Origin of the sequence: Limnohabitans planktonicus II-D5 (genome assembly GCF_001270065.2) — a bacterium.
Classification (GTDB): Bacteria; Pseudomonadota; Gammaproteobacteria; order Burkholderiales; family Burkholderiaceae_C; genus Limnohabitans_A; species Limnohabitans_A planktonicus.
Window position 1 is genome coordinate 124,509 of the sequence record NZ_LFYT02000007.1, and the last position, 24,883, is coordinate 149,391.

Consider the following 24,883-nt stretch of genomic DNA (forward strand, 5'->3'; position numbering starts at 1 on the left):
ACCCACCAGGAGAACACCATGAAGCTCTACAGTTTTTTCAGAAGCGGCACCTCGCACCGACTGCGCATTGCGCTCAACCTCAAAGGCATCGCCACCGACTATGTGGCGGTAGACCTGCGGGTGGACGAGCAGCAAAACGAAGCGTTCAAGGCCATCAACCCGCAAGGCTTGGTGCCCGCGCTCGACACCGGCGAGCAAGTGCTGATCCAGTCGCCGGCCATCATCGAGTGGCTGGAAGAAAAATACCCCTCGCCCGCACTGCTGCCCGCAGGTGCTGACGAGCGCGCTCATGTGCGTGCGCTGGCGGCGATTGTGGGTTGCGACATCCACCCGATCAACAACCGCCGCATTTTGCAAACTTTGCGCCAGCAGTTCGGTGCCGACGAAGCCGCCATCAACGCCTGGTGCGGAACATGGATCAGTGACGGGTTTGACGCTTACGAAGCCTTGATTGCCGCCGACACCCAACGTGGCCGCTTCAGCTTTGGCGATGCGCCCTCCCTGGCCGATGTGTATTTGATCCCGCAAGTGGAAAGCGCCCGCCGCTTCAAGGTGGACCTGTCACGCTGGCCCCTGATCAGCGCCATCGACCAGGCCTGCGGCGAGCTCGACGCGTTCAAGAACGCCGCTCCGATGGCCCAGCCTGACGCCTGAATCGTTGGGCGCTTTAGGTTGGGCGTTGGGCGTTGGGCGTTGGGCGTTGGGCGTTGGGCGTTGGGCGTAGATGCTCGGGTGAGTGCGCAATACGCTGAACCCTAAACCCTGAACCCTGAACCCTGAACCCTGAACCCTGAACCCTGAACGCTGAACGCTGAACGCTGAACGCTCAACGCTAGACGCCAAACACCTCGGTATCCACCTCGCTGTTGGCCTGCGCGTTGTAGCGGTTACCCGCCACCGTGTTCTGGTTGATCAATGCCTCCAGGCGCATCAACAAAGCCGCGTCCAAGTTCACATCCACCGCCCCCAAGTCATCGCACAAATGCGCCACGGACGTGGTGCCGGGGATGGGGATGATGTGGTCCGCCTTGTGCAACAGCCAGGCCAGCGCCAGCTGGGCCGGGCTGCAAGCGGCTTCCCGAGCCAGGGCATGGTAGCCGGGCAGCAGCTTCTGATTGGCCGCGAAATTGTCCGGGGCAAAACGCGGCATGCTGCGGCGGATGTCCTTGGCGTCCAGACGTTCGATGTCAATCGGCTCGCCACACAAAAACCCACGGGCCACCGGGCTGAACGCCACAAAGGCGCTGCCCAGTTCACGGCAGGCTTGCAAGAGCGCGATTTCGGGATTGCGCGTCCACAGCGAATATTCGGTCTGCACCGCTGCAATGGGGTGTACGGCATGCGCTATGCGCAGTGTCTGGGCTGACACCTCGGACAGGCCAACGGCTTGAATCTTGCCCTGTCGGACCAAGTCGCTCAACGCACCCACACTGTCTTCAATCGGCACCTTTTTGTCCCAGCGGTGCAGGTAATACAAGTCAATCACGTCGGTTTGCAGGCGGCGCAAGGCGTCTTCACAGGTCTTTTTGATCGTCTCCGGACGGCCATCGATCACCCGCACCAGCTTGCCGTCACCCGGGTCCACACCCTGCATGCCGCATTTGCTGGCCAGGGTGAACTTTTGGCGGTGGGGCTTCAACACCTTGCCCAGCAAGGTTTCATTAGCGCCAAAGCCATACAAGGCGGCGGTGTCAAAAAAGGTCACACCCTGGTCGAGCGCCGTGAGCAAGACGCGCTCAGCCTGCTCGGCCGAGACAGGGGTGCCATAAGCGTGGCTCAGGTTCATGCAGCCCAGGCCGATGGCGCTGACTTTGAAGGAGGCAATGTGTCTATTTTTCATCCCGACATCATATTGATTCGGCCACTTGAAGTTTTCAATGCTCAATGAAGTTGTAGGTCGGTGGTCAAAGACCCCGACATGGGCCAGCGCCCAACCCCATCATGTCGGACTCTGCGAGTACCGACCTACAGAATCCCTCGCAGGTCGGTGGTAGAAGACCCCGACGTTTGCGTCGAATCGGCACTGCACCTGGGCAGGCGATACCGGTCACGCGGCGACTTGTCGGACTCTGCGAGTGCCGACCTACAGGATCCCTCGCAGGTCGGCGGTCGAAGACCCCGACATTTGCGTCGAATCTTCACTGCACCTGGGCAGGCGATACCGGTCATGCAGCGAATTGTCGGACTCTGCGAGTGCCGACCTACAGAATCCTCGTAGGTCGGTGGTCGAAGACCCCGACATGGGCCTGCGCCAAAACCCATCATGTTGCCCCCCACAGGCTCAAACCCTGGCAACGCAGCCCCTTGTCAGCCCCAACCCTGGCGTCAGCCTTGCAACTCAACTCAACTCAACTTAACGCAGGGCAAGGGTCAGCGTGGCTCGGGGTGTGAAGCCCGCTGCCTTGGCCGTATCCGTGCGCGCTGTGCCCATGAAAATTTGCCCAGCGGGCACTTTCCTGGCCATCAACGCATCTCGCACAGCCGCACCTCGCGCCTCGGCCAAAGACTGCATATTGGCCGGCGTCACATCCATGGCCGCCAAGAGCAAAGCCGTCATGTCGGCGGGCGAGATGTCTTTGGGCAAGCCCAGCAGATTGAGCGGCTTGGGCACGTTAGAGCGCCGATAAACAGCCTTGAGCAAGGCCTCCTGTTCGTCGGCAGACAGGCCGGTTGCTGATGTCTCATCCTGACCCTCACGTCTAAGCTTGCGGCGTTTTTCTGCCAAGAGCTGGTCCTGCAGCCTGGCCTGACGATAGGCCTCACGCTCGGTGTCCATGTCGCTGTAGCCCGCCACCGTGAGCTGCAAATTCGGGCGATCCATCAAGGCTTGTGCCACCTTTTGCAGGGACTGTTCAGCCTCATCGGTCATTGAGGCGGTGCCAGGGGCAAAGCCCAACTGCTGAAGCTCTTCTTGCCCGCTCAAAAGACCCGTGATCAGATTCAGCGGCGAGGTGATCGCCTTTCCCACCAGGTTCATCAGCAGCTTCCAGACAATGGCACCTACGCGAAAATCCGGGTCATTGATGGAGCCGCTCACGGGCAGCTGGATGTCAATCACGCCCTGACTGTCCGCCAGCAAAGCAGCCGCCAACTTGAACGGCAGATTGGGCGCCGTACTGTCTTCGGCACGATCACTGAAACGCAATTGATGGAGGATGAGCTGATGGTTCGCCTGCAAATCACCCTCGCGGTCCAGGTGGTAGTTCAGTGTGGCTGAGAGCTTGCCGCGCTCAATGCCATAGCCTGCGTATTTGCTGCTGTAGGGCGACAGCTGGGGCAATTCCAGGTCACGCAACTGCCCTTTCACATCCAGCACCATGGGTTTGACCAGTGGATTGATGAGGCCCTCGACCTCGACACTGGCCGAGCCAGCGCCCAAGCCGCGCAGGCTCAGCTTGGCCAATTCAGGTGCCTGTGCACTGGCCACCTGGTTGGAGACCGCCGACAAACTGCCGCTCAGGCCGTGCAGCTCGGTGGAGACATGGGGCTGCACATACACGTCAGAAAAAGCCACCCGCCCGTTGACCAAGGCCATCGGCCCCAGTGCAATCACGGGCTGCAGCCCTACAGCGGCCGCATGGGACGCATGGGGCGCAGGTGCCACTGGCGAACCCTTGCGCAAGCCCAGCCAATTGAGGTGCCCTTCTGCATCAATCGCAATGCGGGCTGAAAAATCACTGAGCACGGTTTGCGCCACCTTCAGGCTGTGCAAGGCACCGGCCTGAATGCTCACATCCAAGCCACGCAAATTCAGGTTTTTGGCATCCAGCAAGGGCGCATGTGTGGACCGCTCTTCGGTACGCAAGGCGCTCAGGGTCAGATCACCTTGCAGGCCCAGGCCCAAACCCGCTGGTGCCAAGCGCACATCCAGTGCCCCGGCATAGCTCAGGTCTGCACGCTTGAACGTCACATCCAGCACGGGGGCCAGATAAGGCCCCAACCTGTGCGCCGGAAACTTGTCCATCTGCAAGCGACCCGACAGTGCCAAGGGCTGAGCTGGGGTGCCGGATTTTGACGGTTCGGGCCAATGAACACGGCCATCAAAATCGACACGCCCGGGCGCTCGCCGGGTTTCACGACCGTCTTGACCACTTTCTCGGCGCACATTGACAACCGTCAGTTGTCCTTGCAAGGTCATCGGCTCATGTGCCTGGCCCGTGTCGTGCCAAGCCCCGGTGAGCATGTTCACATCTTGCAATTGCAGCTGCACCCCGGCAGGCACAGCGCGATCATCCCAATGGACTTGCCCGCCAGTGACCCGAACCTGGTGAACACCCCCTGTCCAAGGCTTTTGGCCCGGTGCCTTGGCCCCAAGCGCAGTGGAAATGGCCTGATCTGTAGACGCGGGGGCTGAAGCTGCCCCAACGGCAGGCGCAAGCTGCCAGTCTTCAAACATCCAGCGCCCGTTGGCTTGACGCATGATTTTGGCCACCGGCCCAGTCCACGCCAGTTGCCCCACCCGCCACTGCGACCGCAGCCAGTCCACCTCCAACTGCGCCAACTCCAGCGAGTCCCAGGACAGATCCGGCTGATTGGGCGACCCCACAGACACCTTGTCCAAACGCAGCAAGGGTGCCTTGAGCAACATCTGCCCATCACCGGCCCCAGCTGAGCTGGCGGTTTTCCAGTCCAGCGTCATATCTGCAGAAATTTGCCCCGCCATCTGGTTCAACAACTCTGGGCGCACATGCGCGGCGCCATAGCCCGCACCTGCAGCCAAGGGCAGCGCTTTGGCGTTCATGCGCAATTGCCCACTGGTCAAGTTGGTTTCGCCCTGCCAGCGGATGCGTCCACCCTCCAGCGTTGCCGAGCCCTCCAGTTTGGCCAAGCCCCCAGATGCGCCCGTGGGCCACTTCAGGTCATTGGCCTTGAGCACCACATCCCCCATCGACAGCTGGGTGGGCACAGGTGTGCTGGCATCGACCCAATGCACTTGCCCGCCCGAAATGTGCAGGCGCTGCAAGCTGAACACAGGTGCAGGCCCCGCAGGCGCAGCGATTGCTGGGGCCACTTGGCCTGGGGCCTTGTCCGAAGCCACAGGCCACAAGGCCTGCAATTGCCCCTGAGCATTCCGGCGCACATGCAGCACCGGCTGCACCACCTCCAGCGAAGCGAGCTTGAACACCTGCTCGAGCGGTCGCCATTCATCGACTTGCAGCGCCAGGCTGGCCACTTCAAACAGCGGCAAAGCGGCATTTTGTCCGGCAGCTTTTTCCTGCAATTGCACGCCCTGTGCCGACAACTGCCCCGACACCCCGACTTGTGGACTGTCCGTTTGCTTGAACGTCACCGTCAAGTCCAGATCTCCCCGCCCCTGCGTCCAGCGCACGGGCCATGCAGCAGGCCAGTAGCGCACATAAGGAGCCACATCCAGCCCTTTGATGTGAAGTTGGGCCTGTGCGCGCCGGTCGTCGGCAAAAGGCGCCGTTTCGGCTTCACTGTCAAACCCCACACCGTTGAGCTTGAATGCCAAACGTGGCTGCGTGCTGACCTCGCGGCGCGCACCGATGTTGCTCAAAAACGGGATGTGCAGCGTCACATCATCCAGGGTGTGTGTGAGCGACTTGGGCGCATCGTGAAACACCATCCGCCCCCCTTCAATGCGCACATTGAAGAGCGAAAAACGAGGCATCTGTCCGGGACCGGCACCTGGCTGTCGACCCAGGCCCAGCAAGTCGTCCACATCAAAATGTCCCTGCCCTGAATGCGCCAGCTGCCACCGCGGCTGGCTGACCACCACTTCGTCCAGCACGGGTGCCCCATGCCACAAAGACGCCAGCGCCAGATTCAGGCGCACCTCCTCAATTTGCAAGGGCGGCGACGCTGTAAGCTGCGCAGCGCCTGCTGGCCCCATGCGCAAGCCCCGCAGCACCAGCGCCATCGACCAAGGCTGAAACGACACGGAATCGACCTTCACGACACGCCCCAAGGCCTGACTGCCCTGCGTCTGCACCAGCCAACGTGCCCCCCAAGGAACGCACAGGGCGCTGAGTCCCCACAGCAGCGCCCAGCCCACCAGCACACCCGCCACCCAACGCCAGCCGCTGTGTAGGCGACGCCATTTTGGAAATAATTCTTTGTGATTCATAGAGGCCCCGATTCTCTATGATCCTCGGGCCCCCATCGTGGCCAACTGTGCATCGACTCACATCAGCAGCAAACCCTGCAAGGCTTGCACACCCACCGGTGGCGGGGTCACCCAAGGCACCACAAAAAGCCTTTGGGCCAAACCATTCCTCACCCGCGCCATTTGCCTGCGCTCACCCTCCAAACGGGCTCGCAACAAGGGGTCTCTGGGCTGGGCGGCCAGCACAGACCGGTTCATCACCCAGGCATAGGGCTCGATCTGCGCCCGACGCAAATCTTCTTGCAAGGCGGCGGCCTGCGTCACTGGTGTGACCTCGGGCAATGTGACCAAAATGATGCGCGTGTAGGCCGGGTCTTGCAGGCGCATCAAAGGCGTGATGACATGGGCGCCAGCACCTGGTGTCATTTCCAGGCTGTGCATCATTTGGTGGTGATAGGCCCCGGCTGCATCCATCAAAAGCAGCGAATGGCCCGTCGGTGCCGTGTCCAGGACCACAAAACCGCTGCGCGCTTGCGCCACGATGTGCGAGAACGCATGAAACACCGCCACTTCTTCCGTGCACGGAGAACGCAGATCCTCCAGCAGCAAGGCTTTTTCGCTGTCGTCCAAGCCCGGGCCACGGGCTGCCATGATTTTGTCGATGTATTTTTGGGTTTCCAGTTGGGGGTCGATGCGGCTGACTTGCAAACCAGGCACCTGCTCGCCCAGTGTTGCCATCAAATGGGCAGCCGGATCGGTCGTGCTCAGGTGAACGGTGCGGCCTTTTTGCACCAAACCCAATGCCAAGGCCGCAGCCACGGTGGTCTTGCCGACACCGCCTTTGCCCATGACCATGATCAGTCCGTGCTCACGCTGGGCCAAATCGGCCACCAGACCAGCCAGATGCAGCGACTCACGATCAGGCACGCCCGCAGCCAGCAATGGCACAGGGCTGGGGGCACCTGACAACAAGGCCCGCAAAGCAGGCAAACCCACGCTGTCGATCGCCCTGAGCGGCACCCAGTCTGTGGGCAATTCACGCAAAGCTGCGGGCATATCGGCCAGGGCTTGCTCACCTTGAGCTTGCATGGCCTGAGCCATCGGGTCATCGGCCAGAGTGGCGCGAAAAACGCCATTGACCACCAGCCGCTGCTGCGTCAGGCCCAGCGCACGCAACTCCTGGCTGGTGCGGCCGGCCTCCATCAAGGCACCCGTCTCGGGTCGGGCCACGAGCACCACTGAAGTCAACACAGGGTTACACAATGCAGCCAGCGCCTGGTTAAAACGCTGTTCCTGCATCTTCAGCCCCGAATGCGGCCCCAGACACGATGCCCCCCGGTCATTGCCCGCCAAAAAACCGCTCCAGGCTTTGGGCAAACTCAACAGGCGCAGCGTATGTCCACTCGGGGCAGTGTCAAAAACCACATGCTCATAAGCACTCGCCCCATCGGCCAACAAGCTGCTGAACTCGTCAAACGACGCGATCTCGGTCGTGCAAGCTCCCGAGAGTTGCTCCAGCACGGTGTGACGTGCGTTGAGATCATCGCCAGGCATTTGATCGAGCACCCGCTGGCGATAAGCCTGGGCTGCTGTGTCGGGGTCGATGTTCAGCATCCACAAGCCTGGCACACCGGGCACTGGGGCTGGTTGGTTGCTCAAAGGCATGCCGAGCATGTCATCCAGGTTGGATGCCGCATCGGTGCTGACCAGCAAGACACGCCGCCCATCATCAGCCAAGCGGATTGCTGTAGCCGCCGACAAGGAAGTCTTGCCCACCCCACCTTTGCCAGTGAAAAACAAAAACCGCGTGGGATCGTGGAGCCAATTCATGGGTTTTTCCATCTCTAAATCTGTCCCGCCCATTGACTATTGGAAACCCAGACCTTTGGACGATGGGCGTGGCGCTATGGATTCGGAGCTGTGAAGTTTTCAACGCTCAAAAATGTTGCAGGTCGGCTGCCGAAGACCCCGGCATGGGCCTGTGCCGACACCCATCATGTCGGACTCTGCGAGTGGCAACCCACAAGATGACATGTCTGACTCATTCCAAACTGCAGCGTGCCGGATCCATAAGCTGAAAAACCATTGCCCCAAGGTATCGGCAACTGCTGGTGCCTCGACTTGCGCGCACAAAACACAGGCTTGAAGGTACACGCTTGGGCTGGATTCTTATGGGTGCTGTGTGCAGTCGCCTCACAGTTGGCCCAAGGGGTGGGCATTTTTGTCTGCCCTGTGATTCTCATCTTGAACCCAGGGCAAGCCCGGGAAAAAACCCCCATGCGGCACTTGCTGTGGAGCCTTCACGTCCCAGACACAGGATAGACGCCATGGGGCAGCAGAGAATGACGACCCACCGAATCCGCATCCAAGTCAGCCAAAGTACCTTGGCCTGTCATGGGTCTGAATTGATCGATCAAGTTGCTGGACGCGGGCAGCACTCGTCCCTCCTTGTCATTGAACCACGCCATGTCGGACGGCTTGCCTGAGTAAACCTGATGCTGCTGACGCTCGTGCTCCAAGAGTTCGGTCATGCGCTTTTTCTCCCGCGTCACATCAATCAAGACCAGCGCACACTCCTCACCCAAATCATCGAGCGTGCCATCAATACGCACGATCATGTCTGCGCGACGTCCTGTACCGGACAAGGTGACCTCCAAATGGTCGCGGCACTTGCCACTGAGCACCGACTGGTGAAACGCCAGGAAGCGTTCGTGATCCTCTGCAGAAATGAAACTCAAAAAAGAATGTTTGCTGCGACTCGATCGTTGAACGCCCAGCATGATGGCCCCCGCCAAATTGGTGTGAACCACTTGACACTGGGCATCCAGATTGACAAACCCCACCGGGGCAAAATCGTAGGCATCTTGATATTTTTGCAACAAACGTGCATCGGGCGCTGACAGTGCATCGTCTGGCTGTTACGTCTCTGATTCAGCACTGATCATGCGCATCGCACGCTCGTACAAGCGTTGTTTTTCCGCTGTCACCAAAGAAAAACACTCGCACACCTGCTGAGTCAAACCTTCTCGGTCCAATATGGCAATTTTTCCACGTCCACTGGACACCAGTCCTGCCGTTTGCAACTTGCCCAAAGCCTGTGTGACAGATTCCCGGCGAACACCCAACATGTGGGCAATCATCTCGTGGGTGATTTTGATGGGCTCTTCAGGCAGTGCATCGCCATTGAACAGCAGCCAGTAACACAGACGCTCACTGACTGCATGATGTCCAATGCAAAGAATGCTTTGCGACATTTGCGTGATCATGGCTTGCACATACGACAAGGCCAATTGCTGCAAAGCCTTGGAATGGAGCAACTCTGCCTCAAACACATCTGCAGACATTCTGAACGCACGCCCAGCACGCTGCACCATGACACGGTGATTCATGGATGCGCCACCCAAAACCAGAGGGATGCCGACCAATCCATCACGGCCCGTCATCGCCAGCTCGGAGGTTTCACCATCTTGCGTCTGCAGCACGAGACTCGTCGTGCATGTGGTCGGAAAATAAACAAAGTCCAAACTCTCCCCAGGTTCATAAATCACTTGCCCTGTGAGCAAGTCAACTGACTTCAAGTGTTCTGAAATTCGGGCATATTGAATCAAAGGCAATGCGGCTAAAATAAAATTTTTGCGCGCACTTTCAAGCATCGGGTAAGACATAAATATCCTCTTCAAGCGTTGTGAACATGCAAGCTGATTCAGCTTTGACGCCACGGAAAGGTCATAGAAAAAACCCATTGGCTCAAATACATGGTCGGCGAATGGCTCTCCAATTGCTATTGATCAAACGATGTGAAAACATAGGCATTTCGATATCTATCTTTCGATCTACCCGGCATCACCGAGGACTCGTACACAGAGCGCAAGCAGCGCTCACTTAAGGAAGATTTGAAACCTCTGCTTAACGCTCTGGCATGAAGTTCAGCGACTCACTTTCATGATGTGATTGCTCTCTAATCTTGGGCACTGAGGCTTTGAATTTAGTGCCCATCGTGTGGGCCGTCCGTTCGTTGAATGACATGGCGCCAGCACACACCAAACTGGAAGTGACCCAAATCACACTGCTTAATTTTGTGTGCGATGTCGCACATACTGATTGCCTCAATCAATGGCACGCTGCACCTTGCACAAGGGCAAAATTCTCAGAAATAGACCGCCATTGCATCTCTGATTTGCCCTCACCATGGCGGCGACTTTGACAGCGTTTCTGCACAAAGGCCCCCTCTGCCAAAACCATTGGGCACGTGTCATCAGCAGATAACCGGCCGCATTTCACCCCCTCAGTGCATCCATGGCACCTGATCAACCTTCTCCAAGGACTCTCCATGAGCGGCATCATCGGCGCAGTCTCGCAAAGAAATATCGTTCCAGCATTGCTCAAGGGTCTGCACCATATGGCCCTGGATGCTCATGGCTCGAATGCTCATGGCTCTTGCGGTCTGGCCGTGCATGGCATGCAGAACGCCAAAATGTCTCCCGCCAAACTGCTCAGAATGCGCAGTACCCACAGCATGGCCGACTTGGTTTCACGGTCCACAGACCCACTGTTGGGCCTGCAAGGCACAAGCGCAATGGGACACATCCGAGCAGCCACGCAGGGCGCACCGACCATCTTCAATGCACATCCGCATTTCAGCCATGGGCCACACACGGATCTGAGCAAACCGGCACAGGTGGCATTGGTGCACAACGGCACCATCGACAACCACCAGGGTCTATGCACCCACCTCATGGAACGGGCCTACACCTTCACCAGCCAAACAGACACCGAAGTCATTGCACACCTGATGCACGCCACCTACCAAGGCGATGCCCTGCAAGCCATCCAACGGACGCTGGGACTGCTGCAAGGCACTTACGCCTTGGCCGTCATGTTTCATGACCAGCCTCAGCGCATCCTTGCAGCTCACTCGGGCTTGCCTTTGTTTTTGGGCATCGCCCAGCAGGCGCTCTATATCGCCAGTGACAAGATGGCCTTGCCTGAAGAGGCTGAACATGTGGTGTATCTGTGCGAAGGGGATGTGGTTGACATTCGCCACGATCAATACGCCATCACTGACCGGACGGGCAAGCATGTCAATCGCCCCATTCACGACCTGCGGGCTTGCCACTGAAGCGCAAGCCTGGACATGCATCCTCGGGCCTTCAAGTCCACCCTGGATGCAGACCGCGAGCTGCTCAATCAGGTGTCTGAAGTGACTCTTCCATTCGCGCCACACGGCGCAGCACCTCGGCGGTGGTGGTGGGCCAGCCAAAAAATTCCAGGTACGCCGGAATCTGTTCGTACAGCATGTCGGTGCCCACCTGCGTGCGGCAGCCGCGTGCTTGCGCTGCGGCCAGGAACGCGGTGGTTTCGGCACGCATGACCACTTCGCCCACGAAAGTGTTCGGAGACAAACGCGACACATCCACCGGCAGCGGGTCACCCTCGTTCATGCCCAGGGGGGTGGCGTTGACCACCAAGTCGTGGTCCGCCGGGTCGTTCGCTCCGGTGCGCACTTCAATCTGGGGGTAGGTGTGTTTCAGGCGTTGGGCCAGCGCGTTGCAGCTGGCGCCGTTCACATCGAACAAACTGATGGCCGCAACGCCTGCGCCAGCCAGCGAGGCTGCGATGGCACACCCGACACCTCCCGTGCCCACCACCAGCACGCGCTTGGCGGCCACATCAAAACCTTTGCGCTGCACCCCGCGCACAAAACCCGCACCGTCAAACATGTCGCCCACCAGGCGGCCATCGGGCAAGCGCTTGACGGCGTTGCACGCTCCGGCCACGCGCACGGTGTCCGTGACCTCGTCCAGCAAGCCAACGGTGCTGACTTTGTGCGGCATGGTGATCAAGGCACCTCGAATGTTTTCAAGCGTGAACACCGACTTCAAAAATGCCGGGTAATTCTCGCTTTTGCAACCCATGGGCACAACCACGGCATTGATGCCCGCCTGCTCAAAATAGGGGTTGTAGATCATCGGCGACTTGAAGCTGTGGGTGGGATAGCCGATGTGGGCAATGATGTCTGTGTGGCCGTTGATCATGGGAAAAGTTGGCGTATCAAAAAAGGGCGGGCCAACAAGCAAGCCAGCCCTGCGGCCTCAGCCAGGAGAAAGACGCTGGCGTGAGGCTGCTTGTGTGGCTTTACTTGCCCGACTTCTTGGCCGGTGCAGCAGCTGTGCGCACCTTCTCGATTTCTGCTTGCAGTTCCTTGACCAGGTCCTGGCCCACGGTCACGCCGTATTTGGCGGTCACGGGGCGCATCTTGTCGCGCAGCTTGGCCATTTCGGACTCAGGCAGTTGCGACACTTGCATGCCGTTTTTCTTCAGGTTGTCCAAAATGCTGGCTTCCAGAGTGCGGGCTTTTTCGCGTTGAAACTTGGCCGATTCGGTGGCCGCATCGGACACGATTTTCTTTTCGGCAGCCGACAATTTTTCCCAGAATTTCTTGCTGATCACGACCGACTGGGGGTTGTACTGGTGGCCGGTCAAAGCCAGGTGCTTTTGAACTTCGTACAGCTTGGCACCATTGATGGTGGCTACCGGGTTTTCCTGTCCGTCCACGGCTTTTTGTTCCAGCGCCGCATAAAGCTCAGGAAACGGCAGCGGTGTGGGGTTGGCACCCAAGGCCTTGACCCAATCCACGTTGATCGGGTTGGGGATCACGCGCAATTTGAGGCCTTCGAGGTCTTCTACCTTGTTGATGGCGCGTTTGCTGTTGGTGATGTTGCGAAAGCCCAGCTCGTAAAAGCCCAGGCCGATGATGCCCTTGTCTTCGAGCTTGGCGTGCAGTTTTTTACCAAACGCGCCGTCCACCGCAGCGTCAGCTTCTTTGCCAGAGCCGAACATGAAAGGGAAGTCAAAAATCGCGAACTCCTTGACCTGCGAGGCGAAGATGCCCGAGTTCATGGAGGCCATCTCCAAAGTGCCGCCCTGAATGGCCGACACGTTGGCCTGGTCGCTGCCCAGTGCGCCACCGGGGAACACGTTGACCTTGATTTTGCCGCCCGAATTCTTCTCGACAATTTCCTTGAACTTTTCCATGCCCAGCACGATCGGGTGGCCCGCTGCGTTCTGGTTGGCGAACTTGATGGTTTTGTCCTGCGCCGAAGCCACGCCCATGGCAGCCAGCGCCACGGTGGCGATCAGGGATTGGATGAATACACGTTTCATGAGTTGTCTCCAGAAAAAAGAAGGACGTACGCTGTGCATCAAAAGGGGGGGCTGCCAGGCGTACCCGATCAGACAGCCACACCCAGAAATCGATTTCAATAAAACCAACGCGCCGGCACCATCACCAAAGCCGGGAAGGCCACCATGGCGAACAGGATGGTGAACTGGGCCAGCATGAAGGGCATCACGCCGCGCGTGACTTCATCCATGCTGATTTTGCCCACCCCCGCCACCGCGTTGAGCACCGTGCCCACAGGCGGGGTGATCAGGCCAATGGCGTTGTTGATGATGAACAGCACGCCAAAATAAACCGGGTCAATGCCCGCCGCCTTGACCACCGGCATCAGCACGGGCGTCAACAGCAAGATGGTCGGCGTCATGTCCAGCGCGGTCCCCACCACCAGGGTGATGACCATGATGGTCAGCATCAGCAGGCGTGGGCTGTCCAGCAAGGGTTGCAGCAACTCGATCAACTGGGCGGGCAAATTGGCCACCGTGATGAGCCAGGCCGAGACCATGGCTGCGGCCACCAAGAACATCACAATGGCGCTGGTTTTGGCGGCACTCACAAACAAGGGGTACAGGTCTTTCAGACCCAGCTCGCGGTAAATGAAGGTGGAGATGAACAAGGCGTAGACCGCCGCCACCACGGCCGCTTCGGTCGGGGTGAAGACCCCAAACTTCAGGCCAAAAACCACAATCAGCGGCATCACCAGGGCCCAGGTGGCTTCGCGCATGGCCACGCCAATTTCACCCATGGATTTGCGCGGCGGCACCTGCACCACTTCGCGCCGCGCCAACCACCACCAAGTGACCCAGAGCGAAGCGCCCAGCAGGATGCCCGGCACGATACCGGCCATGAAGAGCTTGGAAATGGACACATTGCCCGCCACGCCAAAGATCACAAAACCAATGCTGGGCGGAATCACCGGGGCGATGATGCTGGCAGAGGCGATCAAACCAGACGAGCGTGCCCGGTCGTGACCGGCTGCCACCATCATGGGCAAGAGCAAAGCAGACAAAGCCGCTGCATCGGCCACCGCCGAGCCCGACAGCGCCGCCATGATCACGGCGGCCATGATGGTCACATAACCCAAGCCGCCTTTGATGTGCCCCACGCAGGCCATGGCAAAGTTCACGATGCGGCGCGACAAACCGCCCGCGTTCATGACCTCTCCGGCCAACATGAAAAACGGCACGGCCAGCAAAGGAAAGCTGTTCGATCCTTCGAGCAGGTTTTGCGCCAGGATTTGCGCGTCGAACATGTCCAGGTGCCACATCAAAGCCACACCGCAAAGCAGCAGTGAAAAAGCGATCGGGATGCCGATGGCCATCGCGCCCAGCAGAGACAAAACAAAAATGGTAATCGTCATGTCGGTCCCCTGCCCGCTCAGGCTTTGCCTGCGCCGTGGGGCGACTCTTCGGATTCCTGGACCATGACCAGGTCTTCATCGCGCATTTGCCCCGTGAGCAAACGCAGCAACTCCGTCAGCAACATCAGGCCCCCCAACACCGCAAACACCACACCGGGCGCATAAACCCAGGCCATGGACACTTCCATCACCGCACTGGTGCTGTCCCAATTGATCAGGGTTTGCTGGTAGGCACCGCTGAACAACAGCCAGCAGATGTAAAGCATCAAGCCATAAGACAGCGCCAAGCAAAACTTTTTGCCGCCTGGCCCCAACTTGCCCACCAGCATGTCAGTGCCCAGGTGGCCACGCTCCTTCAAGGCCACGATCGCGCCCATGAAGGTCATCCACACAAACAACCAGCGTGACAACTCTTCAGACAAAGTGATGCCCGAGTTGAAGGCATAGCGCATGACCACATTGCCAAACACCAGCACCACCATCACGGCCAGGCAAGCAGCCATGACCATGCTCAGGGCGATGCAAAACTTGTCGATGATTTTTTGGAGCAATGCAACTCTCCCAGTGTGTGTCCGTTGATTATGTACGAACTGGTTAGTTTTTCAGGGGCGGATTTACCCGAACAGGCCCACGACATCAGCACATGCACCGATTCATCCGGCTTGTTGAAGCTCCTCCACCAGATGCAAGGCGTTGGGCTTTGAACCGGATCAAGCAGCCGGAATCGACCGGCTGACGAAACGCAAAATCAACTCGACCACATGCACCCGCTTGAGGGTATTGGCTTTGTCCTGACTGGCGCGGTTTTGAAAAATCAGGCCAAAGGTGTGGCGGTTGGAGACGTTGAAAAACGTGAACGCAGAAATCGCCGAGTGGATGTCCACCGGGTCCAACCCAGACCGGAACAGGCCCTCGGCCACGCCCCGGTCATACTCCTCTCGCACCGACTCGATGGCCTTGGAGTTGAGCTGCTGGATGCTCTGGCTTTGGCGCAAATAGTCGCCGCGCTGAATGTTCTCGTTCATCACCAAGCGGATGAAGTCTTCATTGTCGCGGTGGTGGTCGTAGGTGAATTCCACCAGCCGCTGCAAGGCCTGCACGGGCGGCAAATCGTCCAGGTGCAGGTCGGATTCGATGGCCCGCATGCGCCGATAGGCTTCTTCCAGCACCGCGAGATACAGGCCGTCCTTGCTGCCGAAGTAGTAATAGATCATGCGCTTGCTGGTGCGCGTGGCCGCTGCGATCTCGTCAATGCGCGCGCCGGTGAGACCTTTGTCAGCAAACTCATGCGTGGCCACGGCCAGAATCTCGGCCATGGTGCGCGCCGGGTCGTTGGTGCGGCCGGTGCCTGTGCCCGTGGGCGGTTGTGGCTCTGAAAAATGCACCGGTTCGTTCATGCAGGCAGTATAGAGGGCCAGCGCCTGCTTCAAAGCCACCGTGCTCGCCAGATTGGCAAACAAGTGACGCCCTGGTGCACAAGTCCCGGCTACAGTTGCCGCCAATCCGTTCACTCAAAGGTACACGCATGAAAACAATCGGCATGATCGGCATCGGCATGATGGGCCACGGCATCGCAAGCAATTTGCTCAAGCACGGCCAAAGCCTCACGGTGCTCGAACACCCTGGCAACCAGCCGCTGGACGCCCTGATGGCCGCAGGCGCACGCACCTGCACCACGCCCCAGGCCTTGGCGGCGCAGTCGGATGTGATCATTTTGTGCGTGACCGGCACGCCCCAGGTCGAGGCCGTGCTGCTGGGCGATGACGGCGTGCTCAAGGGCATGCGCCCCGGCACCATCGTCATCGACTGTTCCACCGCTGTGCCCGCCTCCACCGAAAAAGTCGCAGCCATGGTCATCGCCCAAGGCGGGCAGTTTCTCGATTCGCCCATGACACGCACCCCCAAAGAAGCCGCCGAAGGTCGCCTGAACTTGTTGGTCGGTGGCGATGCCGCTTTGTTTGAAACCTGCAAACCCATCCTGGCCTGCTTTGCCGAAAACATCGTGCACACCGGCCCGATTGGCTCCGGCCACCGCATGAAGCTTTTGCACAACTACGTCTCACTGGGCACCGTCACTCTGCTGGCCGAAGCCGCCGCGTGCGCACAGCTGTCAGGAGTGAATGCCCAGACCTTTGTGGACGTGCTGGCCATGGGCGGCGGCTGGGGCGCAGCGCTGGAACGCCTCAAGCCCACGCTGGCCACAGGCGACACCTCGGGCCTGCGCTTTTCCATGAGCAATGCGCTCAAAGACCTGAGTTACTACAACCAAATGGCCAGCGACACCCACGCCGACCACACGGTGGCACAAGCCGTCAAAAACACGCTGGAAACAGCCTGCCAAGAAGGTGACCCGAACGCCCTGGTGCCCGAATTGATTGGCTTGTTGGTCAAGCGCCAAGGGGCATGAAACTCGGCACGGCTTGGCAGCTCAATCGGCTGGCCATTGACAGGAGACCTTGCCCCGCGATGGAGTGCCGTGGTCTGCGCGGCCTCATGGCGGCGAGGGCACCTCTGCTAACGGTGATGGTGTCTTGATCATCGTGATCACCCCAAACGGACAACGCCGAGCGCACAGGCTGCAACCCGTGCAAGCATCGGGCTCATGCAGCACCGAATGCTTGCGCCAGGACACGACCTGCAAGCTCAGCACATGCGGTGGACACGCCGCCACACACCAGCCGCAACCGGTGCAACGGGGGGTGTTGATGTGGGGCAACAGCATGTCAACACCCCTGCTCAGCGGCTTGACGGCAAGATTTCCAGCACCGTCTGTGGTGGGCGGCACACCCGCACGCCCAAAGGTGTGGCCACGATCGGACGCTGGATCAAAGCCGGGTGCTGCGCGATGAACGCCATCAGTTGCGCATCGGTCCACTTCGGGTTGCCCAGGTCCAGCGCGTCATAGGGCGTGCCCTTTTGGCGCAACACATCGCGCACGCTGGCACCCGTGCGTTGCACCAGCGACAGAATTTCATCGCTGCTGGGCGGGGCCTTGAGGTATTCCACCACGGTGGGCTCCGCACCGCTTTCGCGGATCAAGGCCAGTGCACCGCGCGAGTTGCTGCATTGGGGGTTGTGATAGATGGTGATGTCAGACATGGTGGTTTAGATCTCAATGTTTCCGATTGTCACCGTGAGATGCCAGTGATCGCAGGGTACCGCGTTCATGGCTTTTTTGGCCAGTGGGTGGGGCGCTGCGCTCAGTTGACAGGCACCGCACCAGATGGCGAGGAAACTCGCAGAAGCGGTCACACCATGCCGCGCTCAGGCCCTCAAGACCATCACGGGCACCGTTGACTGTGCCAGCACTTTTTGCGCAACACTGCCCAGCACCAGGGCAGAGACGCCACCGCGCCCACTCGAACCCAGTGCAATCAAGTCGCAACCCAGCGATTGTTGCGCCTCCAAAATGCCTTTGATCACCGACTTGTTTTCGACCGTGGCGCTGTGAAAGGGCAGCTTCAAACCGTCGCACTCGCGGCGCAAAACGCCCAAGTGCTGCTCGGCCCATGCCATAGCCACTTGGCTATGGGCTTGCTGCCCCCAAGTGGACGCCTGCCCCACCCCGATGTACAGGTAAGGGTCAATGACCACCAGGCCAAACACCTCGGCACCCTGACATTGTGCAAATTCAATGGCCATGCGGGCCGCAGCCATAGACGCCTCAGACCCATCAATGGGCAGCAAAATTTTTTTGACCACGGCAGATATTCCTTTTGATGCATCGACAGAAACATCCTAAAGACAAGCGCCGGTCAGTTTCTTGACCTAAGTCGTGAAAACCCGCCCTAATTGACTACAGGCTTCAGTGAGGATGGATGCCATCAAGCTTGGTGGTACCGTCAATAGTCCACCCAACGCTTGGACTTACTGATCGCGTCGCGCGGCACCAGCAAATATTTCCAGGGCTTGCCACCCACGGACCCTGCACAGTCTGATGCATGTTTGCACCACAGCTCTATCCATCACACCAAAGGCACCGTCAGCCTTTCAATCACCGCCGCCGTATCCGGCCTGACCCCGCGCCACCAGGCAAAGGCCTCGGCCGCTTGTTCGGCCAGCATGCCCACGCCATCGGCCAGCTGCGTCACGCCCGCTTGCTGCGCCAGCTGCAAAAACGGCGTGAGGCCTTTGCCATAGGTCAGGTCGTAGGCCAGGCATTGGGGGGCAAACACGCTGGCGGGCAGTGGCGGCAGCTCGGCGCTCAGGCTGGACGAGCTGGCGTTGAGCACCACGTCAAACGTCTGCCCCTGCAAGTCGACATAGCCCAGCCCCTGCACGGGCACTTGGCCCGTCTGGTGCTGTTTCGCGAGCGCCGCCAACTCGTGTGCCTTGGCCACCGTGCGGTTGACGATGACCAGCTCGGCAGGCTGCTCGGCCAGCAAGGGCATCAAAGCGCCTCGGGTGGCACCGCCTGCGCCCAAAATCAACACGCGCCGCCCCATGAGCGGGCAAGCCAGGTTGTGCACCAAGTCCCGCACCAAGCCCACCCCGTCAAAGTTTTCTGCGAAGACCTTGGAGCCCTCGAACTTCATCGCGTTCACCGCCCCCGCCATCTGCGCACTGGGGGCCAGGTCGGTGGCGTAGGCAAAAGCATCGAGCTTGAAGGGCGCGGTCACATTCATGCCACGTCCGCCGCTGGCACGAAAAGCGTCCACCACCGCCGCAAAACCACCCAAGGGGGCCAGCAATTTGGTGTAGTCCATGTCCTGCCCCGTGACCTGAGCAAAAGCGCTGTGAATCAGGGGTGACTTGCTTTGTTCGATGGGGTTGCCGATGACGGCGTAATGGTCGGTGGTCGGGGCGGTCATAAAGGTGTTTCCAGCAAAATACTCGGCGTTGAGGTCGGAATCTTAGCTGCCAAGACAAGCATCATTGAGTCCAGCGTAGGTTTGCATGGCAGCCCAGCGCTTGACGATCTGGGACACGCCCCTCACTGTGGATTCGGCTCTGTGAAGTTTTCAATGCGCAAAGATGTTGCAGGTCGGCGGTCGAAGACTCCGACATCGGCCAGCGCGAAACCCATCATGTCGGACTCTGCGAGTGCCGACCTACGAGATCAATGCTCAAGGATGTTGTAGGTCGGCGGTCGAAGACTCCGACATGGGCCAGCGCCGAAACCCATCATGTCGGACTCTGCGTGTACCGACCTACGAGATCAATGCTCAAGGATGTTGCAGGTCGGCGGTCGAAGACTCCGACATGGGCCTGTGCCTAAATCCATCATGTCGGACTCTGCGAGTGCTGACCAACGAGATCAATGCTCAAGGATTTTGTAGGTCGGCGGTCGAAGACTCCGACATCGGCCAGCGTGAAACCCATCATGTCGGACTCTGCGAGTGCCGAACTACGAGATCAATGCTCAAAGATGTTGCAGGTCGGCGGTCGAAGACCCCGACTGGAGTCTGTGCCTAAACCCATCATGTCGGACTCTGCGAGTACCGACCTACGAGATGACATGCCTCACACATTTCAAACTTCAGCGTGCCGGATCAACAACAGACACGTACAAACCCACATACAGGAGGCTTTGGATGCCTAAACAAAAAATGGATGCCGACAAACAGGCTTTTGCGCAGGATGCGCTCACCTCCATCCAGCAAGCCCAACGCGGCGAAGGCCGGGTGCACCAGGTCACGCTGTCGGCCGCTGCCGAGGCGCGGGCCAAAGTGGGTTTGACCCAATCGGCCTTTGCGCAATTGATGGGTGTGTCGGTGCGCACTTTGCAAAACTGGGGACAAGGCCGCAGCCATCCATCGGGGGCGGTGCAAACCCTGATCAAAGTGGCGCAGCACTGGCCTGAAGTGTTGCGCGCCATGTCCTGAAATGACGCTCGCCACCCCTGTCGCCTTGCAGACCTGTACGCACAAACCCATGGCTATACTTTCCCGAATGAAATCAAACAAATCCCTGCGTTTTGAAACTTTGGCTGTGCATGCAGGGCACGGCGTCGATCCTTCCACAGGTGCGGTGGTCGATCCCATCAACCTGTCCACCACCTTTGAGCGTGACCCCGACGGAAGCTACCCGCACGGCTATTTGTATTCGCGCAACCACAACCCCAACCGCAATGGCCTGGAAGCCGCTCTATCGGCGCTCGAAGGCGGCGCGGGCGCGGCCGCTTTTGGCTCGGGCCTGGCCAGTGTCACGGCCATTTTTCAGGGTCTGCAGCCAGGTGACCATGTGCTGGCTCCCGCCGACATTTACCACGGCACAGCCAACGTGCTCAAACACCTGTTTGCCAAGTGGCAGGTCAGCGCCAGTTTTGTGGACATGACCCGTCTGGACACGGTGCGCGCGGCCATGCAGCCCAACACCCGCATTGTCTGGATCGAAACCCCCTCCAACCCCCTGATGCAGTGCGTGGACATTGCCGCCGTGGTCGAGATCGCCCACGCGGGCGGCGCACGCGCCATTGCCGACAACACCTTTGCCTCGCCCGTTTTGCAGCGCCCGCTCGATTTGGGCTGCGACATGGTCATGCACGCCACGACCAAGTACCTGGGTGGCCGCAGCGATGTGCTGGGCGGCGCGGTCATCACGCGCCAGGACGATGCCCACTTTGCCGCCTTGCGCACCGCGCAGTTGTTTGGCGGTGCGGTGCCCTCGCCGTTTGACTGCTGGCTGGTCATGCGCAGCTTGCCTACCCTGCCCTACCGCATGCAGGCGCACTGCGCGAACGCCGACAAGGTCGCCCGCTTTTTGAACGAGCACCCGCAAGTCAGTGCCGTGCATTACCCGGGTCTGGAAGGCAACGCCTTTCACACGATTGCCAAAAAGCAGATGTCGGGCTTTGGCGGCATGCTGTCGTTTGAAGTCAAAGGTGGCAAAGACGCGGCCATGGCTCTGGCCGCGCATGTGGAGATCTTCACCCGCGCCACCAGCCTGGGCGGGGTGGAAAGCCTGATTGAGCACCGCGCCTCGATCGAGGGGCCAGAGAGCAAGACCCCGCAGGGCTTGCTGCGTGTCTCGGTGGGCCTGGAGCATGCCGATGACCTGATCGACGACCTGGCGCAAGCCCTTGAACGCGCCAGCAGCTGAGCGTCAGCCCTCTGGGCCACGCCCCTCGCTGGCGGTGGCCTTCATTGTGTTGGCCCAGTGCCTGAGCACCTCGCTGTGGTTCAGCCCCAGCGGGGTGGCCGACAGCTTGATGCGCGACTGGCAGCTGAGTGCGGCCGCCTTCAGCTGGCTGTTGGCCGCCACCCAACTGGGCTTCATCGCGGGCACGCTGGCCTTTGCCTTCAGCGGAGCGGCCGACCGGTTTCAGCCCACGCGCATTTTTGGGGTGTGCAGCTTGCTGGGGGCGCTGGCCAACGCCGCCGTCACTTGGGGTGTGACCGATTACGGCCTGTTTTGGAGCCTGCGCTTTGTCGTGGGCATGTGCCTGGCTGGCATCTACCCGCTGGGCATGAAGATGCTGGTGCAGCGTGTGGGCAGCAAACCGGCGGCTGCGCTGGGTTGGCTGGTGGGCATGCTGACCTTGGGCACGGCCATGCCGCACGGCTTGCGGGCTCTTGGCCAGAGCTTGCCCTGGCCTGAAGTGCTGCTGGGCTCGTCGGTGCTGGCCCTGGTGGGCGCGGTGCTGGTGGGCTGGATGGGACAAGCGCCCAAGCAACAAACATCTTTGACTGAACCCACGGCACCTCCTGCTGCAGCAGTTCGCCTGAACACCCAAGCCTTGCGTGCGGTGATCGCGGTGCGCGGTTTTCGGGCATCGGCGCTGGGCTACTTTGGCCACATGTGGGAGCTTTACGCATTTTGGAGCGTGCTGCCTTGGCTGAGCCTGCCCATTGCCCGAGCCTTGACCGAGCCGGGCGAGAGTTTGGCCTCTTCTGTGGCATGGATCAGCTTTGCGGTGATTGGCATCGGCTTTTTCGGCTGCGTGCTGGGCGGCCTGTGGAGCCGACGCGTGGGCAGCGCCAAGGTGGCGGCCAGTGCTTTGGCCGCATCGGGCCTGATGTGCGTGGGCTACCCCTTCATTCCCGACACCTGGCCGCTGGTGCAGCTGGGGGCTTTGCTGTTTTGGGGCGTTTGTGTGGTGGCCGATTCACCGCAGTTTTCAGCCATGTCTTCGCACTACGCGGCGCCGCAGTGGCTGGGCAGCGCCTTGGTGCTGCAAAACGGCGTGGGCTTTTTGATCACCGTGCTCAGCATCTTGCTGCTGGGCTGGGCCGTGCAGAAGTGGGGCAGCATGGCCCTGTGGCTGCTGGCCCCCGGCCCGGTGCTGGGCCTGTGGGCCTTGCGGCCTTTGTTAACACCTGACTTGGAGCGCTCACCATGACCCCCAGCCACCCCGTCCTTGAAGCCGCCCGTTCTTGCCAGGACTGGCTGGTGGGCCTGCGCCAGCAGCTGCACCAATTGCCCGAGCTGTCTTACCGCGAGCAGGCCACGGCAGAGCGCGTGAAAGCCGAACTGAGCGCCATGGGTGTGCCCTGGGAAGGGGTGGGCGAACACGGCGTGGTGGCCACGGTCACAGGCCAGCACAGCTGCGCCATGGTGGCGCTGCGGGCCGACATGGACGCCTTGCCCATTCAGGAGCAAAACGAGCATTTGCCCTACCGCTCGCAAGTGCCCGGCGTGATGCACGCCTGTGGGCACGACGGCCATGTGGCCATGCTGCTGGGCGCAGCGCGGGTGTTGCAGCAGTTCTCGGGATCGCTGCAAGGCAGCGTGAAACTGTGCTTTCAGCAAGCCGAAGAGCAAGGCGGCGGCACGGCCGAATTGCTGGAGCACCTGGCGGCGTTTCCGGTGCAGAGGGCCTTTGCCATTCACCTGTGGTCCGAAATCGAGGCGGGCCAGATCAGCGTGCAGGCCGGGCCACGCATGGCCGCCTGTGATTTGGTGGAGATTGAACTGAGCGGCGTGGGCTGCCACGGTGCATCGCCTCAAAAAGGTGTGGACCCGATTGCGGCAGGCGCGGCTTTGGTGAACAACCTGGCCATGATGATGACGCGTGAGATCAACCCAGCGCACGCGGCCAGCCTGACTTTTGGCAAATTTCAAAGCGGTTTTGCGGGCAACGTGATTCCCGATCAGGCCTTGCTCGCAGGCACACTGCGCACCACCCACTTGGCCGACCAGCAGCACCTGCACCAAGCCATCCGGCGCGTGGTGGACAGCACCGCCGCCAGCTTCAGGGCGCAGGCCCAGCTGAACATCCGCAAGGGCGGCTCGATGCTGATCAACGAAGCACGCAGCAGCGCCCTGGCCGCGCAATGCGCCAGCGACTTGTTTGGGGCCGAGGCGGTGATCGACTTTCCGTCGCTCATGGTGTCGGAAAACTTTGGCGACTTTCTGGAAAAGTACCCCGGCCTGATGGCCCTGGTCGGCGTGCGCAACGAAGCCCTGGGTGCGTGCCATGCACACCACCACCCCCAGTTCAACATCGATGAAAGCGCGCTGTATCGGGGCGTGGCCATGCACGTCGAGTTTTCGCTGAGCAGCTTGGCGCAAATCGCCTGAACAGAGGGTGATGGACGCATGGCGCTTTGAGCAGGTTGGCACCTTCAAGTTCGACGCTTTTCAGCTTTGACGCAGGCCCCTGTCGGGGTCTTCGACCACCGACCTACAACTACACGGCCCCGTAGGTCGGCACCTTCAGGTCCGACGTTTTCTGCTTCGACGCAGGCCCCTGTCGGGGTCTTCGACCACCGACCTACAACTACACGGCCCCGTAGGTCGGCACCGTCAGGTCCGACGTTTTCTGCTTCGACGCAGGCCCCTGTCGGGGTCTTCGACCGCCGACCTACAACTACACGGCCCCGTAGGTCGGCACCTTCAGGTCCGACGTTTTTCTGCTTCGACGCAGGCCCCTGTCGGGGTCTTCGACCACCGACCTACAACTACACGGCCCCGTAGGTCGGCACCTTCAGGTCCGACGCTATTCTGCTTCGGCACAGGCCCATGTCGGGGTCTTCGACCGCCGACCTACAAATACACGGCCCCGTAGGTCGGCACCTTCAGGTCCGACGTTTGTCCGATTCCGCTCAGGCCCCTGTCGGGGTCTTCGACCACCGACCTACAACTACACGGCCCCGTAGGTCGGCACCGTCAGGTCCGACGTTTTCTGCTTCGACGCAGGCCCATGTCGGGGTCTTCGACCACCGACCTACAACTACACGGCCCCGTAGGTCGGCACCTTCAGGTCCGACGTTTGTCCGATTCCGCTCAGGCCCCTGTCGGGGTCTTCGACCACCGACCTACAACTACACGGCCCCGTAGGTCGGGCACCTTCAGGTCCGACGTTTGTCCGATTCCGCTCAGGCCCCTGTCGGGGTCT

General features: G+C 60.1%; 21 protein-coding genes. 7 read left to right on the top strand and 14 right to left on the bottom strand.

The window, feature by feature from the left end:
- Positions 1-18 precede the first annotated feature (18 nt).
- Positions 19-654 carry a maleylacetoacetate isomerase gene (gene maiA, locus H663_RS28385; protein WP_053174290.1) on the top strand — a complete coding sequence of 212 codons (636 nt, stop codon included), beginning with the start codon at positions 19-21 and terminating at the stop codon, positions 652-654.
- 178 nt (positions 655-832) lie between these two features.
- Here the strand turns inward: maiA and H663_RS28395 are convergent, their stop codons facing one another.
- The 5 genes from H663_RS28395 to H663_RS28415 form a co-directional block, all read right to left on the bottom strand.
- Positions 833-1,840: an aldo/keto reductase gene (locus H663_RS28395; protein ID WP_053174289.1), complete on the bottom strand. Its 1,008-nt coding sequence runs from the start codon at positions 1,838-1,840 to the stop codon at positions 833-835.
- Positions 1,841-2,353: 513 nt separating this feature from the next.
- Positions 2,354-6,088 carry a DUF748 domain-containing protein gene (locus H663_RS28400; RefSeq protein ID WP_083451258.1) on the bottom strand — a complete coding sequence of 1,245 codons (3,735 nt, stop codon included), beginning with the start codon at positions 6,086-6,088 and terminating at the stop codon, positions 2,354-2,356.
- Positions 6,089-6,145: 57 nt separating this feature from the next.
- A complete protein-coding gene (gene arsA / locus H663_RS28405; protein ID WP_053174285.1) occupies positions 6,146-7,909 on the bottom strand; it encodes an arsenical pump-driving ATPase in 1,764 nt (587 codons plus the stop codon).
- Positions 7,910-8,367: 458 nt separating this feature from the next.
- Positions 8,368-8,847: a hypothetical protein gene (locus H663_RS28410; RefSeq protein ID WP_133239991.1), complete on the bottom strand. Its 480-nt coding sequence runs from the start codon at positions 8,845-8,847 to the stop codon at positions 8,368-8,370.
- A gap of 138 nt (positions 8,848-8,985) precedes the next feature.
- Complete coding sequence (locus H663_RS28415; protein ID WP_165803884.1) at positions 8,986-9,732, bottom strand: Crp/Fnr family transcriptional regulator; 747 nt, start codon at positions 9,730-9,732, stop codon at positions 8,986-8,988.
- Between the two features lie 665 nt (positions 9,733-10,397).
- On the opposite strand from H663_RS28415, the gene H663_RS28420 reads away from it, so the two are divergent.
- The gene (locus H663_RS28420) at positions 10,398-11,186 is read left to right on the top strand and encodes a glutamine--fructose-6-phosphate aminotransferase (protein ID WP_083451256.1); all 789 of its coding nucleotides are present in this window, start codon (positions 10,398-10,400) and stop codon (positions 11,184-11,186) included.
- Positions 11,187-11,250: 64 nt separating this feature from the next.
- Here the strand turns inward: H663_RS28420 and H663_RS28425 are convergent, their stop codons facing one another.
- The 5 genes from H663_RS28425 to H663_RS28445 form a co-directional block, all read right to left on the bottom strand.
- Positions 11,251-12,102, bottom strand: a complete 852-nt coding sequence (locus H663_RS28425) for a shikimate dehydrogenase family protein (protein ID WP_053174278.1) — start codon at positions 12,100-12,102, stop codon at positions 11,251-11,253.
- Between the two features lie 100 nt (positions 12,103-12,202).
- The gene (locus H663_RS28430; RefSeq protein ID WP_053174276.1) at positions 12,203-13,231 is read right to left on the bottom strand and encodes a TRAP transporter substrate-binding protein; all 1,029 of its coding nucleotides are present in this window, start codon (positions 13,229-13,231) and stop codon (positions 12,203-12,205) included.
- Between the two features lie 95 nt (positions 13,232-13,326).
- Positions 13,327-14,604 (bottom strand): TRAP transporter large permease subunit, encoded by a 1,278-nt coding sequence (locus H663_RS28435; protein WP_053174273.1) that lies wholly within the window; start codon positions 14,602-14,604, stop codon positions 13,327-13,329.
- A 17-nt stretch (positions 14,605-14,621) separates the two neighbouring features.
- Positions 14,622-15,155 (bottom strand): TRAP transporter small permease, encoded by a 534-nt coding sequence (locus H663_RS28440; protein WP_053174272.1) that lies wholly within the window; start codon positions 15,153-15,155, stop codon positions 14,622-14,624.
- A 159-nt stretch (positions 15,156-15,314) separates the two neighbouring features.
- Positions 15,315-16,001 carry a TetR/AcrR family transcriptional regulator gene (locus tag H663_RS28445; protein ID WP_053176787.1) on the bottom strand — a complete coding sequence of 229 codons (687 nt, stop codon included), beginning with the start codon at positions 15,999-16,001 and terminating at the stop codon, positions 15,315-15,317.
- A 104-nt stretch (positions 16,002-16,105) separates the two neighbouring features.
- Between H663_RS28445 and H663_RS28450 the strand changes: the two genes are divergently transcribed.
- A complete protein-coding gene (locus H663_RS28450; protein WP_276309826.1) occupies positions 16,106-17,011 on the top strand; it encodes an NAD(P)-dependent oxidoreductase in 906 nt (301 codons plus the stop codon).
- Positions 17,012-17,095: 84 nt separating this feature from the next.
- On the opposite strand, the gene H663_RS28455 is transcribed toward H663_RS28450, so the two are convergent.
- The 4 genes from H663_RS28455 to aroE all read right to left on the bottom strand — a co-directional run bounded on the left by H663_RS28455 (position 17,096) and on the right by aroE (position 19,415).
- The gene (locus H663_RS28455) at positions 17,096-17,326 is read right to left on the bottom strand and encodes an ATP-binding protein (protein WP_083451255.1); all 231 of its coding nucleotides are present in this window, start codon (positions 17,324-17,326) and stop codon (positions 17,096-17,098) included.
- Between the two features lie 14 nt (positions 17,327-17,340).
- Positions 17,341-17,703, bottom strand: coding sequence for an arsenate reductase (glutaredoxin) (gene arsC, locus H663_RS28460; RefSeq protein ID WP_053174268.1), 363 nt, complete (start codon positions 17,701-17,703; stop codon positions 17,341-17,343).
- A 165-nt stretch (positions 17,704-17,868) separates the two neighbouring features.
- A complete protein-coding gene (locus H663_RS28465) occupies positions 17,869-18,306 on the bottom strand; it encodes a universal stress protein (protein WP_133239992.1) in 438 nt (145 codons plus the stop codon).
- A gap of 263 nt (positions 18,307-18,569) precedes the next feature.
- Positions 18,570-19,415: a shikimate dehydrogenase gene (gene aroE / locus H663_RS28470; protein ID WP_053174264.1), complete on the bottom strand. Its 846-nt coding sequence runs from the start codon at positions 19,413-19,415 to the stop codon at positions 18,570-18,572.
- 723 nt (positions 19,416-20,138) lie between these two features.
- Between aroE and H663_RS28475 the strand changes: the two genes are divergently transcribed.
- The 4 genes from H663_RS28475 (at position 20,139) to H663_RS28490 (ending at position 24,066) form a co-directional block, all read left to right on the top strand.
- Positions 20,139-20,429, top strand: coding sequence for a helix-turn-helix domain-containing protein (locus H663_RS28475; protein ID WP_240620455.1), 291 nt, complete (start codon positions 20,139-20,141; stop codon positions 20,427-20,429).
- A gap of 67 nt (positions 20,430-20,496) precedes the next feature.
- Positions 20,497-21,645, top strand: a complete 1,149-nt coding sequence (locus H663_RS28480) for a trans-sulfuration enzyme family protein (RefSeq protein WP_205872701.1) — start codon at positions 20,497-20,499, stop codon at positions 21,643-21,645.
- Positions 21,626-22,885 (top strand): MFS transporter, encoded by a 1,260-nt coding sequence (locus H663_RS28485; protein WP_240620456.1) that lies wholly within the window; start codon positions 21,626-21,628, stop codon positions 22,883-22,885. The genes H663_RS28480 and H663_RS28485 overlap by 20 nt, the downstream gene beginning before the upstream one ends.
- The gene (locus H663_RS28490; RefSeq protein WP_053174260.1) at positions 22,882-24,066 is read left to right on the top strand and encodes a M20 metallopeptidase family protein; all 1,185 of its coding nucleotides are present in this window, start codon (positions 22,882-22,884) and stop codon (positions 24,064-24,066) included. Before H663_RS28485 ends, H663_RS28490 begins: the two co-directional genes overlap by 4 nt.
- Positions 24,067-24,883 lie beyond the last annotated feature (817 nt).

Excerpts from the sequence above, each read along its gene's own strand:
- H663_RS28490 (WP_053174260.1), top strand. The coding sequence starts at position 22,882 with ATGACCCCCAGCCACCCCGTCCTTGAAGCCGCCCGTTCTTGCCAGGAC.
- H663_RS28480 (WP_205872701.1), top strand. The coding sequence starts at position 20,497 with ATGAAATCAAACAAATCCCTGCGTTTTGAAACTTTGGCTGTGCATGCA.
- H663_RS28475 (WP_240620455.1), top strand. The coding sequence starts at position 20,139 with ATGCCTAAACAAAAAATGGATGCCGACAAACAGGCTTTTGCGCAGGAT.
- H663_RS28400 (WP_083451258.1), bottom strand. The coding sequence starts at position 6,088 with ATGAATCACAAAGAATTATTTCCAAAATGGCGTCGCCTACACAGCGGC.
- H663_RS28445 (WP_053176787.1), bottom strand. The coding sequence starts at position 16,001 with ATGAACGAACCGGTGCATTTTTCAGAGCCACAACCGCCCACGGGCACA.
- H663_RS28455 (WP_083451255.1), bottom strand. The coding sequence starts at position 17,326 with ATGCTGTTGCCCCACATCAACACCCCCCGTTGCACCGGTTGCGGCTGG.
- H663_RS28420 (WP_083451256.1), top strand. The coding sequence starts at position 10,398 with ATGAGCGGCATCATCGGCGCAGTCTCGCAAAGAAATATCGTTCCAGCA.
- maiA (WP_053174290.1), top strand. The coding sequence starts at position 19 with ATGAAGCTCTACAGTTTTTTCAGAAGCGGCACCTCGCACCGACTGCGC.
- aroE (WP_053174264.1), bottom strand. The coding sequence starts at position 19,415 with ATGACCGCCCCGACCACCGACCATTACGCCGTCATCGGCAACCCCATC.
- H663_RS28415 (WP_165803884.1), bottom strand. The coding sequence starts at position 9,732 with ATGTCTTACCCGATGCTTGAAAGTGCGCGCAAAAATTTTATTTTAGCC.
- H663_RS28430 (WP_053174276.1), bottom strand. The coding sequence starts at position 13,231 with ATGAAACGTGTATTCATCCAATCCCTGATCGCCACCGTGGCGCTGGCT.
- H663_RS28395 (WP_053174289.1), bottom strand. The coding sequence starts at position 1,840 with ATGAAAAATAGACACATTGCCTCCTTCAAAGTCAGCGCCATCGGCCTG.
- arsC (WP_053174268.1), bottom strand. The coding sequence starts at position 17,703 with ATGTCTGACATCACCATCTATCACAACCCCCAATGCAGCAACTCGCGC.
- H663_RS28425 (WP_053174278.1), bottom strand. The coding sequence starts at position 12,102 with ATGATCAACGGCCACACAGACATCATTGCCCACATCGGCTATCCCACC.
- H663_RS28410 (WP_133239991.1), bottom strand. The coding sequence starts at position 8,847 with ATGCTGGGCGTTCAACGATCGAGTCGCAGCAAACATTCTTTTTTGAGT.
- arsA (WP_053174285.1), bottom strand. The coding sequence starts at position 7,909 with ATGGAAAAACCCATGAATTGGCTCCACGATCCCACGCGGTTTTTGTTT.
- H663_RS28435 (WP_053174273.1), bottom strand. The coding sequence starts at position 14,604 with ATGACGATTACCATTTTTGTTTTGTCTCTGCTGGGCGCGATGGCCATC.